This is a genomic window from Halorubrum ezzemoulense DSM 17463, assembly GCF_002114285.1.
GTDB classification, from domain to species: Archaea; Halobacteriota; Halobacteria; order Halobacteriales; family Haloferacaceae; genus Halorubrum; species Halorubrum ezzemoulense.
The window spans coordinates 44,114-55,161 of record NZ_NEDJ01000016.1 but is presented as its reverse complement, the minus strand read 5'-3'; the positions used below and the strand labels follow the sequence as shown (position 1 = coordinate 55,161).

Genomic DNA, 11,048 nt, shown 5'->3' with positions numbered 1-11,048 from the left:
TGGCGTCGAGCGGCTCGGCCCGAAATTCTATTACCCCAAGTTCCGCAAGTTCTGATAGCCTCTGGCCGAAGGCAGGACGGTCTTCATACATACCCGTTTTTGCCGGGCCAGAGGCACTAATGCTCCTGGTTCCGCCAGTCTACTGAAGAGCGAGGAGAGAATACCGAGTGTCAACGACGCCGTTCGAAAGAGCGATCCCACCGAGGCCGTTTCAGCGCTCGTGTTCGGGAGCAGTCGTCTCGGGCGGCTCGCGCCGAGACGCCGAGTCGGTGCGGTCGCGGTCGGCGGAGACCAGTCGGTCGAGGCGGCGCTCGAACTCCGCGTCGGAGATCTCGCCCTCAACGTAGCGGTGTTTGAGGCGCTCGATCGGCGTCGCGGGCGCCTCGCGGTCGGCGTCCGCCCGCGAGGTATCGCGCTCGGCGGCGATCCGGTCCGCCAGGTAGCCGCCGAGCGCGCCGCTGCCGACGACGTACGCCGCGCCGAACAGCGTGAGCGCGAGGACGCCGACGGTCGCCGCGGGCGACACCGCGGCGGCGACCCACACCGCAAAGAACGTCAGCGGCAGCGACAGCAGCGCGACCAGCGCGCCCGTGGCGGCCCCGATCTTCGGGCCGCGGGGGCGCTCCGCGTCGTCGGTCCAACTCGCCACGCCGGCGCCGACCGCAGGCGCGACCAGCCCGACGACGGGCAGGACGCTCACGAGCACCGTGACCCCGGCGCCGACGCCGGCGCGCGCGGCGAGATCCGAGAGGCGCGCGACCGGCGAGCGACCCCCGCGGGCGTCGGCGGCCGTCATCGTCGACGCCCCGAGCCTCGGGGCGATTCACCGGGTCGGCGCCGCCGCGGAGCCGGTCGCGGGCCCGGGGTCGCGCCGCCGTTTCGACAGCGATCTGTCATCGATGTCGTTACGGACCGAGAACGCAAAAGGGCGTCGGGGAGCGGGGTACGCCTCCGGTTTCGCGGTGTTCGCTTAGGATCGATTCAGCGGGGACGCGGGAGGTTAGGGCTCGGATCCGACTGTCACCGATCGCGCAGACGCGACAGCTCCGACTCGGGGATCACGAACTCCCGCGTCCCCGGTTCGTACACCGCAAGGCTCCCGGCGACGAGCGCCATCGACGCCGCCAGCAGCCCGGTGTTGACGAGGAGGAGGGCCTCGGGGTCGGCGAATTCGGTCCGGAAGGCGGCCGCGGGCGTCGCGACCGCCGCGACGACGACGAGTCCGAAGCCGACCGCCAGGTACGCCATCGCCGTGCGGCCGGACGACCGATACGCCGCGACGGCGAACGCAACCAGCGTCGCGCTCGCGCCGGCCAGCACGGTGGTCGTCATCAGGTACAACCCCTCAATGAGCTCCATACCTCACCTGCTCGAATGCGGATTATAAACCCACGGGAGCGGGTATCAGCAGCGATAACACGGCAAACCGATTCGAGTCGCCGAACCGCCCGTGGTCCCGTACCGCACGCCGGATCGCGAGGGTTGCCGCCCGGGGCACTCACCGGTACCGTTATAAGAGATAAAAATCAATCCCGATAACGTGAATGGTGGGGGACAATCTGATCACCGTACTCGGTAACAAATACAACACGGACATCCTGACGGCGACGGGCGACGCGAAGTCGGCGCAGGATCTCAGCGACCAGCTGGACGTCCCGATCGCGACGTGTTACCGACGGATCAACGAGTTGGAGGAGGCCGATCTACTGGAGTTACACGACCGCCCGCTCTCGGACGAACACCGGCGCGTGAAGGTGTACCGTCGGAGGGTCGACGGGGTCGAGGTCGACTTCCGCGACGGGCTCACGGTCGAGGTGGAGGAACGGTCGGCGGTGAAGAACCGCCTCGACGACGTCTGGCGCGACCTCTCGTCGCGAAAGTGATCAGCGTTGGGCGGCGGCGGCGATCGGAAGACCGTCGATCGTGCCGCGATCGAAAGAGCGTCACCGGGTCGCGATCGACGCAGCCGCGCTGCGAGGGTTAGAACGAGGGCTGGTCGTCGGAGCCGCCCATCATCGAGAACCCGCCGGCGCGCTCGTGGACCGTGATCCCACCCTGTCCGATCTCCATCGGGAAGATGTCGGTGTCAATGTCCTGTTTCCGCATCTTCGCCACCCAGACGTAGCGGTTGACGCCCGAGTCCGTCGGCGTCTGGATAAAGTAGATGTTCCCGTCCGTGAGGAAGTTCTCTAAGCCAACCTCCGTGTCGGGGAAGACGGCGCCCTGCTCGTTGATGAGCAGCGAGGTAAGCCCGTTCGCCTTGAGGATGTCCGAGAACTTCAGCAGGTAGGTGCGCTTCTCCTGTTCGGCGTCGAAGAACAACTGGAACATCGACAGCGAGTCCAAGACGAGGCGGTCGAAGTCGCCGTCTTCGACGGTGTCGAGCAGGCGGTCGACCGCCGTCGAGAAGTCGGTCTCGCGGAGCATCTCGCGTTTGTCGAGGATGACGATGTCGCCGTCCTCGACCATCTCGTCGAACCTCTCGAAGCCGACGGACTCGGCCGCGCCGCGGATGTCGGCCTCGTCCTCCTCGAAGGAGACGTAGACGCCGCGTTCGTCGTGTTCGGAGACGCCGTGATGGAGGTACTGGATGCCGAAAATGCTCTTGCCTGTGCCCGGGTTGCCGGAGACGAGGACCGTCGACCGCTCGGTGATGCCGCCGGTGAGAATGGAGTCGAGCCCCTCGACCCCGGTGGAGACGAGTTCTGACATTCGTCTCCTCTTTGACGGCCAGGGTATATAAAAGACGGTTGAGCACATCGGGCGAGCGAACGGCGACAGTTTTATCTCTCGACACGCCGCCCATTCGTGTATGCCCGGTGAAGCGTGTCCGGTCGCCCTGGGCGGTGATCGGCGGTGAGCGATCCGTCGGTGCTCGTCGTGGAGGACGAGCCAGACATCGCGGCGCTGTACGCCGGCTTCTTAGAGGAGCAGTACGCCGTCGACGTGGCGGAGACTGCCGCCGAGGCGATCGATCGCGTCGACGGCGGCGTCGACGTGGTGCTCCTCGACCGCCGCCTCCCCGACGGGAGCGGCGACGACGTCTTGGAACACATCCGCGAGGAGGGGTACGACTGTCGCGTGGCGATGGTCACCGCGGTCGAACCCGACTTCGACATCATCGACATGGGGTTCGACCTCTACCTCACCAAGCCGGTGAGCCGCTCGAAGCTGCTCGCAGCCATCGACACACTCCTGACGCGCAGCGAGTACGACGACCTCGTCCAAGAGGCCGCCGCGCTCGCCAGCAAACGCGCGGTTCTCAGCTCACAGAAACCGGCCGCACAGCGCGAGGAGAACGAGGCCTACGCCGACCTGGTCGACCGGTTGGAGGACTTAGACACCGACATCGACGACCTCGGCGAGTCGCTGTCGACCGACGACTACCGCGCGATGTTCCGCGACCTCGGCGAGGCCTGAGGCGGCGACTGCTTTCTCCGCCGCGCTCATCGACACCAAGCGTCGCCTGCCGCGCCGGTAGCGACGGGTGGCGGAACCCGCCGACTGCGTCCGGATCCCGAACGAAGTTTGAACGGAGTTCGCCCCGACTCCGCACCGAGTTTGTTCCGTACTTGAAAAATCTATATCCCCGTCATCGCCCTCGCCGAAGCCATGACGCACCGAGACGCGCGGCGACGATTCCTGACGGCGAGCGGCGGACTCGCGACGCTGGCACTCGCCGGTTGCCTCAGCGACGGCGGGACGGGTGACCAAGGCGGCATGGATGACGGCAGCGGGATGGACGGCGACAGTGCGATGAACGGTGACGGCGGGGCGGACGACGATGAGGCGATGGACGGCGACGGCGGAACGGACGACGACGAGACGGGTGACGACGGGATGGCGGAGTCCGCCACCGTGCGAGTGCGGGTCGAGAACGTCGCGTCCCCGGACTTCTATCCCGCCGAGACGCCGACGGACGGCGCCGTCTGGATCACGCCGGGCGCGTACGCCGTCCACGAGGGAGAGAACCCGGTCTACGAACTCGGCGAGTCGGCCTCGATCGGCCTCGAAGCGCTCGCGGAGGCGGGTCCGCCGACCGGCTTCGAGGGGGCAGACGGGCTCGTCGACGAACTGGAGGCGTCGTCGGTCGTTGCCCACTCGGGGGTGTACGCGCCGGCCGACACCGTCGCGGACCCGAACGACCCGACTGGCGAGGTTCCGGGGGCACCGCCGATCGCGCCCGGCGGCGCGTTCGAGTTCGAGGTCGACGTCTCGCCCGGCCACCGGCTCTCGTTCGCTTCGATGTTCGTCCCCTCGAACGACGTGTTCGTCTCGACGGAGGAGGCGGGGATCGTGCTCTGGCCGGAGGACGGCGACCCGGTCGACGGCGACGTCACCGACGCCGCGGCGCTGTTCGACGCGGGGACGGAGCCGAACGCGGAGCCGCCCGGAAGGGGCCCGGACCAAGCCCCGGCGCAGGAGGCGCCGGACCAAGGGGCGGACGAGGGCGGCGTCGTGCGTCGACTGCGCGGGGTCGACGACGGCCACGAGTACCCGGCGGTCGGGGACGTAGTTCAAGTGACCGTAACCCCGACGTAAAGTATGATCAACGGTCCCAAACGCCGAGACGCGTTGCTGGCGGCGGCTGCCGGCGCCGCCGCGGTCGCGGGGTCGTACCTCGCGACGGGATGGACGCCCTCGTTCGTCGTGCGGCCGGTCGACCAGGCGATCGTCAACCTGACTCCGGGGCCGGTCGTGACGTTCGCGATCGCGACGTTCGGCGACGCCGGCCACCTGATCCACATCGGGATGGCGGTCGCGGCCGTCGCGGGGCTGTTCGGCGCGGTCGCGTTCGCGGGCCTCCGGGTCGCCGCGCGCACAGAGCGACGGGCGACCGCGGCGGCCGCGGCGGGCGGCGGGGCGTGGCTCCTCGCGGCGGCGCTGACCGGCGTCTCGATCGGGGCGCTGGGCGCGGCGCTCCCCGCGGCGGCGGTCGTCGGGGCCGGCTGGCTCCCGCCGAGCGCCGACGGCCCCGCGTCTCCGTCCCCGTCGAACTCTGCGCCGGACGACGCTTCCGACCGGGAGGGAATCGCCGCGGACGGAAGTCGGCTACCCGCCGGCGTCGACGCGGTGCGTCGTCGGACGCTCGGCGTCGTCGCGGGGGCGCTCGGGTTCGTCGTCGCGGCGGCCGGCGGCCGGCGGCTGTCCGCCGCGGGCGACGATCCCCTCCCGGACGCCCCGCGGTCCGAGGGCGCCGCAGTCCGACTCCAGGAGCTCGACGCGGCGGGGCTGGCGTTCGAGAGCGACGACCTCCACGACATGGTGAGTCCGATCGGCGAGTTCTACAACGTCGACATCGCGGAGTTCGACCCGGAGGTCACCGCCGCCGAGTGGTCGCTGACGTTCACCGGCGAGACCGAGACCGACCGGACGGTCACCTTCGACGAGCTGGTCGACCGACCGGTCGAACACCGCGCGATCACGCTGCGGTGCGTCGGCGAGGACCTGAACGGGCGGAAGCTGGACAACGCCGTCTGGACCGGAACGCCGATCCGGCCCCTGATCGAATCCGTCGACCCGCAGGGCGAGTGCGACTGCGCGATGCTGCGCGGCGAGGACGGCTACTACGTCCAGTTCCCGGTCGACGTGCTCGCCGAGGGGTTCCTCGCGTGGGGGATGAACGGGAAAGAACTCCCCTCCGGTCACGGCCACCCGGTCCGGGTGCTGATCCCGGGCCACTGGGGCGAGACGAACGTGAAGTGGCTCTCGGAGATCGAGCTCCTCAGCGTCGAGGACGACGGCTACTGGGAGGAGCGCGGTTGGGAAGGGACCGGCGAGGTGAAGACGGTCGCCAAGCTCTGGGACGAGGGGATCACCGAACTCGGCGACGGGCGAGTCGAACTAGCCGGCCACGCCTACGCCGGGACCCGCGGGGTCGAGCGCGTCGAGGTGTCGACCGACGGCGGCGACTCGTGGACGGACGCCGCCCTCTCCGACGGGCTGCCCGACGCGGACGTCTGGCGGCAGTGGCGCCACGTCTTCGAGCCCGACGGGGAACACGAGGTCGTCGTCCGCGCCACCGACGGGACAGGGGCCCTCCAGTCGGGCGAGGAGTCGGGCTCCGTCCCGAGCGGCGCGTCGGGGTGGGTCCGGCGGACGGTCGGCTGACGTGGCCGCCGCGCTCGGTGCGCTCGCCGGGACCGACCCGGGGCGAAACGACTTTTATCACATACCGGACACACCAGTACGTCAGATGGAGAAAGCCCTGTGGTACCTGTTCGTCGCGAGCCGCGGTGGCGCCAACAGGGTCCGGATCGTCCGGCGGCTCCGCGACCGTCCGCGGAACGCGAACGAGCTCGCGGAGGCGCTGGACGTCGACTACAACACGATCACACACCACCTCGATATGCTGAAAGACCACGACGTCGTCGAGCCGAGCGACCACGACTACGGGAAGCTGTACTTCCTGACCGACCGCTTCGAGCGCCACGCGGAGACGTTCGAGGAGATCACCGGGGAGGTGGACGCGGAATGAACCCCGCGTCGCCGACCGGCGTCGCCGTGCTGATCGCGGTCGTCAACAGCGCCCTGCTGGCGGTGCTGGGTTCGGTCTGGCTCCGCAACTACCGCGAGTTCGGGTCGACGCTGCTGCTCGGGCTGGTCGGGTTCAGCGGCGTGCTCCTGATCGAGAACCTCGTCTCGGTCGCCTTCTTCTTCGCGAGCATGCGGACGCTGTACGCGATGGACCCGCTCGTGGGGCGGGTGGTCCTCGCGATGAGCGTGCTGGAACTGCTCGCGGTGTCGCTACTGACCTACGCGACGGTCAGGTGACCGGGGCGGCGGTGAGTTGACGAGGCGACCGCGTCCCCGCGAGCGGGGAGCGCGGCGGCTCACGAGAGCTGGTCGCCGACGATCCGGTCGGCCGCGGCGAGGAACGCGTCGCGCTCGTCGATGGGGATCGTCGCGCCCGCGGCCACGTCGTGCCCCCCGCCGTCGCCGCCGACCGACCGGCTCGCCTCGCGCATCACCGCGGAGAGGTCGAGCCCCTTGCGGACGAGCGCGTGCGAGCCGCGCGAGGACACCTTCAGCTCCTCGGCGCTCTCCTCGGCGAAGGCGATCACCGGCTTCGATCGGTCGACCGCGGGGGAGCCGACCGCCATCCCTGCGACGATGCCGACGATGGTCTCGCGGATGCGCGACCCCGCGTCGAACCACTGGAGGTGCTCCTCGTGGGTGACGCCCTCGTTTTTGACCCACTGGAGCCCCTCGGAGAGGTTCTGTCGGTGGGTGCGGAGGAGCCGGCGCGCCTCCGCGAGCGCGTCGCCGCGGTCGCCGAGACACACCGCGAGCCCGACGTCGCCGCGCTCGTAGCGCGCGGTCGCGTTGAGCAGCGTGGAGAACTCGCTGACGTCGCGAAGCTCGGTGCCTGGCTCCTCGTCGGTCAGGGTGTAGGCGGTGCCGACGAGCGCCTCGATCCGCTCGGAGGGGACGCCGGAGGCGACCGCGCGGCGCATCAGCGCGGAGGCGAGCCGCTGGCGCTCTTCCGCGTCGAGGTCGACCCAGCGGCGCCACTCCCCGTCGCGTTTCACGTCGAGGTCGAGGTCGGTGAGGAAGGAGATGGCCCCCGCCTCGTCGTTCGAGATCCCCGGGATGTCCACGTCGGAGGCATACTCCAGCAGCTTCGGGAGCGGGCGGGTCTGTCTGCCGTACAGGTCGAGGTCGGTCTGCGCGTCGAGGACGCCGGCGTCGACACCGTCAGCGACGATCGACTCGTTGGCGCCGACGAGCCCGTCCGCCGAGTCCTGCATGTCGCCGACCGCGCCGACGACGGCGAGCCCGGCGAGGTCGCGGTTGTCGCCGTCGGGCCCCTCCAGCGCGCGGGCGAGGAGGTAGCTCGCGCCGGCACCCGACAGCTCGCTCGCGCCGTCGATCCCCTCCAAGAGGGGGTTGAGGTGGTACCGCGTGTCGCGGTCGGCGGGCTGGTGGTGGTCAGCGATGACGGGGACGAAGTCGCCGCGGTCCTCGTGGTCGGCGATGGCGTCGAGCTGGCCGGAGCCGAAGTCGGTGAACAGCACCACGTCGAACTCGCGGGCGGCGATCCCGGCGATCGAGTCGGCGTCCAACTGCTTCTCGAAGACGACCTCGTGGTCGATCCCCGCACGGGCGAGCCCGGTGGACGCGACCGCGGCGCTCGTGATCCCGTCGGCGTCGATGTGGGACGCGAGCAGCACCCGGTTGGCCTCGCGCAGCCGGTCGGCGCAGTCGGTCGCGCGGTCGGCGAGGTCGGGGACTGGGGCGGCGACTGCCATTACCACCGGTTGGCGCCCGACCGGTCATAAACGCACGCTTCGGGCGCGGAACGACGCGACGGCGCCGGTGGCGGCGCCCAGCGGCGCCGCCCGGCGGACGCGGCGCCGAAGGGGCATCAATTGCCGTAACTGACAGTTATAGATGTATGTAGTCGTATGAGCAACAAACATGACACGTGGGTTTTCGACCCGGAGTCTCCACGCCGGCGCCGAGCCCGACGCGGCGACCGGCGCCCGCGCCACGCCGATCCACCAGACGACCTCGTACGTTTTCGACGACGCGGACACGGCGGCGGAGCTGTACGCGCTCCGGGCGGAGGGCCACGTCTACTCCCGGCTCTCGAACCCGACGGTGAACGTCTTAGAAGAGCGGCTCGCCGACCTCGCCGGCGGGTCGGACGCGGTCGCGACGGGCTCGGGGATGGCCGCGTTCGACGCGATAACCACCGTCCTCGCGAGCGCGGGCGACAACGTCGTCGCCAGCTCCGAGATGTACGGCGGGACGGCCGCGTACCTCACCAGCGTCGCGGACCGCCGCGGGATCGAGACGCGGCTCGTGGAGACCCTCGACTACGACGCGTACGCCGACGCGATCGACGACGACACCGCGTTCGTCCACGTCGAGACGCTCGCGAACCCCTCGCTCGTCACGCCCGACTTCGAGCGGCTCGCCGAGATCGCCCACGAGAACGCGGTGCCGCTCGTCGTCGACAACACGTTCGCGACGCCGTACTGCTGTCGGCCGTTCGAGCACGGCGCCGACGTCGTCTGGGAGTCGACGACGAAGTGGATCACGGGCAACGGCACCACCGTCGGCGGCGTCGTGATCGACGGCGGGCAGTTCCCGTGGGACCACCCCGACGCCGACTACGCCGAGCTCGACGGCGAATCGCCCGCGTACCCGATCGACTTCGTCGAGCAGTTCGGCGACGCCGCGTTCGCGAACGTCGCCCGCCAGCGCGGCGTGCGGCCGACCGGCGGCCAGCAGTCGCCCTTCGACGCGTGGCAGACGATCCAGGGGCTGAACACGCTCCCCTTGCGAATGGATCGCCACTGCGAGAACGCGCGGCGGGTGGCCGAGTTCCTCCGCGGCGACGACCGCGTCGACTGGGTGACGTACCCCGGCTTCGAGGACCACGAGAGCCACGGCAACGCCGCGGAGTACCTCGACGGCTTCGGCGGGATGGTCACCTTCGGCGTCGACGGCGGATACGAGGCCGCAAAGACCTTCTGCGAGTCGGTCGACCTGACGAGTTTCCTCGCGAACATCGGCGACGCGAAGACGCTCGTCATCCACCCCGCCTCGACCACCCACGCGCAGATGGACGAGGACGAGCAGCGGCTCGCGGGCGTCTACCCCGAGATGCTCCGGCTCTCGGTGGGGATCGAGGACCCCGACGACGTGATCGCCGACCTCGACGCGGGACTGGCCGCGGGCGAGCACGTCGCGGCGGGCCGGACCGAGGAGGAGCGGGCCGCGGACGAGGGGGCGGACCGATGAGCGCCGTCCCGACCGACCACGGCGTCGCCTCGCTCGGCGAGTTCACCTTCGAGTGCGGGCAGTCGGTCCCCGACTTCGAGGTCGCCTACGAGACGCACGGCGAGTTCGACGGCGACAACGTCGTGCTCGTCTGCCACGCGCTCACCGGGAGCCAGAACGTCGCGCGCTCCCCCGAGCCGGAGCGGGACGCGGAGACCACCGGGGCCGGGCAGGCCGGGCAGGCCCGGGCGTGGTGGGACGACGTCGTCGGCCCGGGGAAGGCGATCGACACGACCGAGTACTACGTCGTCTGCGCGAACGTTCCGGGCTCCTGTTACGGGACGACCGGTCCCGCCAGCGAGCGACCCGCGGACCTCGACCTCCGCGAGGAGCCCGACCACGACCGGTGGGGGACCGCGTTCCCGCCGGTCCAAGTTGAGGACTGGGCGCGCGCGCAGCGCCGGCTGCTCGACCACCTCGGCGTGGGGCGGCTCCGGGCGGTCGTGGGCGGCAGCGTCGGCGGGATGAACGCCTTGGAGTGGGCGAAGCGGTACCCGGACGACGTCGACCGCGTGGTCGCGATCGCGACGGCCGGACGCCTCGACGCGCAGTGTCTCGCGCTCGACGCGGTGGCGCGCCGGGCGATCCGCGCGGACGCGGACTGGAACGGGGGCGACTACTACGGCGACGACCGGCCGGCCCCGACCGAGGGGCTCGCGATCGCCCGCCAGATCGGCCACATCATGTACCTCTCGAAGGCGTCGATGGAGCGGAAGTTCGGGCGCCGGTCGGCCGGCCGCGACTCCCTGACGCGCGAGGACGGGGACCTCGGGCTGCCGCCGGAGCCGACAGCCGGGTTCTTCCCGTACCGCGAGGTCGAGTCGTACCTTGACTACCAGGCGGAGGGGTTCGGCGACCGCTTCGACGCGAACAGCTACCTCTATCTGACGCGCGCGATGGACGAGTACGACCTCGCCGCCGGCCACGGGACCGACGCCGACGCCCTCGCCGCGTTCGAGGGCGAGACGCTGCTGATGAGCTTCACCGCCGACTGGCACTTCACCGTCGAGCAGTCGGCGTCGTTGGGCGACGCGTTCCGCGAGGCCGGGGTGCCGGTCGCCCACCACGTGGTCGACTCCGACCACGGCCACGACGCGTTCCTCGTCGAGCCGGAACACGTCGGCCCGCCGGTCCGAGACTTCCTCGCCGACGGCGTCGACGGCCGCGCCGTCTCCGACGAGGACGGCGACGACGGCGACGACCCGCGGCCAGACTCTAACCACGCGCCGGTCCACGCGAGCCTGTTTCGGGGGTGA

Annotated in this window: 12 protein-coding genes; 8 read left to right on the top strand and 4 right to left on the bottom strand. The window is 70.4% G+C overall.

Annotated elements, in window-relative coordinates:
- Positions 1-211 precede the first annotated feature (211 nt).
- Together B9H04_RS06725 and B9H04_RS06720 are read right to left on the bottom strand one after the other, a co-directional pair.
- Positions 212-796, bottom strand: coding sequence for an SHOCT domain-containing protein (locus tag B9H04_RS06725; RefSeq protein WP_049932655.1), 585 nt, complete (start codon positions 794-796; stop codon positions 212-214).
- A gap of 224 nt (positions 797-1,020) precedes the next feature.
- Positions 1,021-1,359, bottom strand: a complete 339-nt coding sequence (locus B9H04_RS06720) for a hypothetical protein (protein WP_049932656.1) — start codon at positions 1,357-1,359, stop codon at positions 1,021-1,023.
- Positions 1,360-1,544: 185 nt separating this feature from the next.
- Between B9H04_RS06720 and B9H04_RS06715 the strand changes: the two genes are divergently transcribed.
- Positions 1,545-1,883, top strand: a complete 339-nt coding sequence (locus B9H04_RS06715; protein ID WP_049932657.1) for a helix-turn-helix domain-containing protein — start codon at positions 1,545-1,547, stop codon at positions 1,881-1,883.
- A 97-nt stretch (positions 1,884-1,980) separates the two neighbouring features.
- On the opposite strand, the gene B9H04_RS06710 is transcribed toward B9H04_RS06715, so the two are convergent.
- The gene (locus B9H04_RS06710) at positions 1,981-2,712 is read right to left on the bottom strand and encodes an RAD55 family ATPase (RefSeq protein ID WP_049932658.1); all 732 of its coding nucleotides are present in this window, start codon (positions 2,710-2,712) and stop codon (positions 1,981-1,983) included.
- Between the two features lie 144 nt (positions 2,713-2,856).
- On the opposite strand from B9H04_RS06710, the gene B9H04_RS06705 reads away from it, so the two are divergent.
- The 5 genes from B9H04_RS06705 to B9H04_RS06685 all read left to right on the top strand — a co-directional run bounded on the left by B9H04_RS06705 (position 2,857) and on the right by B9H04_RS06685 (position 6,774).
- Entirely contained in the window at positions 2,857-3,420 is a 564-nt protein-coding gene (locus tag B9H04_RS06705) for a HalX domain-containing protein (protein ID WP_049932659.1), read from the top strand.
- A gap of 192 nt (positions 3,421-3,612) precedes the next feature.
- Positions 3,613-4,542, top strand: coding sequence for a spondin domain-containing protein (locus tag B9H04_RS06700; RefSeq protein WP_049932661.1), 930 nt, complete (start codon positions 3,613-3,615; stop codon positions 4,540-4,542).
- A gap of 3 nt (positions 4,543-4,545) precedes the next feature.
- Positions 4,546-6,111: a molybdopterin-dependent oxidoreductase gene (locus B9H04_RS06695; protein WP_049932662.1), complete on the top strand. Its 1,566-nt coding sequence runs from the start codon at positions 4,546-4,548 to the stop codon at positions 6,109-6,111.
- 85 nt (positions 6,112-6,196) lie between these two features.
- Positions 6,197-6,478: a winged helix-turn-helix domain-containing protein gene (locus B9H04_RS06690; RefSeq protein WP_049932663.1), complete on the top strand. Its 282-nt coding sequence runs from the start codon at positions 6,197-6,199 to the stop codon at positions 6,476-6,478.
- Positions 6,475-6,774 (top strand): hypothetical protein, encoded by a 300-nt coding sequence (locus B9H04_RS06685; protein WP_049932664.1) that lies wholly within the window; start codon positions 6,475-6,477, stop codon positions 6,772-6,774. The genes B9H04_RS06690 and B9H04_RS06685 overlap by 4 nt, the downstream gene beginning before the upstream one ends.
- A 59-nt stretch (positions 6,775-6,833) precedes the next feature.
- On the opposite strand, the gene B9H04_RS06680 is transcribed toward B9H04_RS06685, so the two are convergent.
- A complete protein-coding gene (locus B9H04_RS06680) occupies positions 6,834-8,252 on the bottom strand; it encodes a single-stranded-DNA-specific exonuclease RecJ (protein ID WP_049932665.1) in 1,419 nt (472 codons plus the stop codon).
- A 169-nt stretch (positions 8,253-8,421) separates the two neighbouring features.
- Between B9H04_RS06680 and B9H04_RS06675 the strand changes: the two genes are divergently transcribed.
- Together B9H04_RS06675 and metX are read left to right on the top strand one after the other, a co-directional pair.
- Complete coding sequence (locus B9H04_RS06675; protein WP_049932666.1) at positions 8,422-9,753, top strand: O-acetylhomoserine aminocarboxypropyltransferase/cysteine synthase family protein; 1,332 nt, start codon at positions 8,422-8,424, stop codon at positions 9,751-9,753.
- Positions 9,750-11,048, top strand: coding sequence for a homoserine O-acetyltransferase MetX (gene metX / locus B9H04_RS06670; RefSeq protein WP_049932668.1), 1,299 nt, complete (start codon positions 9,750-9,752; stop codon positions 11,046-11,048). Before B9H04_RS06675 ends, metX begins: the two co-directional genes overlap by 4 nt.

Bases quoted from the DNA above. Each gene is read 5' to 3' on its own strand.
- B9H04_RS06725 (WP_049932655.1), bottom strand. From the start codon at position 796: ATGACGGCCGCCGACGCCCGCGGGGGTCGCTCGCCGGTCGCGCGCCTC.
- B9H04_RS06720 (WP_049932656.1), bottom strand. From the start codon at position 1,359: ATGGAGCTCATTGAGGGGTTGTACCTGATGACGACCACCGTGCTGGCC.
- B9H04_RS06715 (WP_049932657.1), top strand. From the start codon at position 1,545: ATGGTGGGGGACAATCTGATCACCGTACTCGGTAACAAATACAACACG.
- B9H04_RS06710 (WP_049932658.1), bottom strand. From the start codon at position 2,712: ATGTCAGAACTCGTCTCCACCGGGGTCGAGGGGCTCGACTCCATTCTC.
- B9H04_RS06700 (WP_049932661.1), top strand. From the start codon at position 3,613: ATGACGCACCGAGACGCGCGGCGACGATTCCTGACGGCGAGCGGCGGA.
- B9H04_RS06695 (WP_049932662.1), top strand. From the start codon at position 4,546: ATGATCAACGGTCCCAAACGCCGAGACGCGTTGCTGGCGGCGGCTGCC.
- B9H04_RS06690 (WP_049932663.1), top strand. From the start codon at position 6,197: ATGGAGAAAGCCCTGTGGTACCTGTTCGTCGCGAGCCGCGGTGGCGCC.
- B9H04_RS06685 (WP_049932664.1), top strand. From the start codon at position 6,475: ATGAACCCCGCGTCGCCGACCGGCGTCGCCGTGCTGATCGCGGTCGTC.
- B9H04_RS06680 (WP_049932665.1), bottom strand. From the start codon at position 8,252: ATGGCAGTCGCCGCCCCAGTCCCCGACCTCGCCGACCGCGCGACCGAC.
- B9H04_RS06675 (WP_049932666.1), top strand. From the start codon at position 8,422: ATGACACGTGGGTTTTCGACCCGGAGTCTCCACGCCGGCGCCGAGCCC.
- metX (WP_049932668.1), top strand. From the start codon at position 9,750: ATGAGCGCCGTCCCGACCGACCACGGCGTCGCCTCGCTCGGCGAGTTC.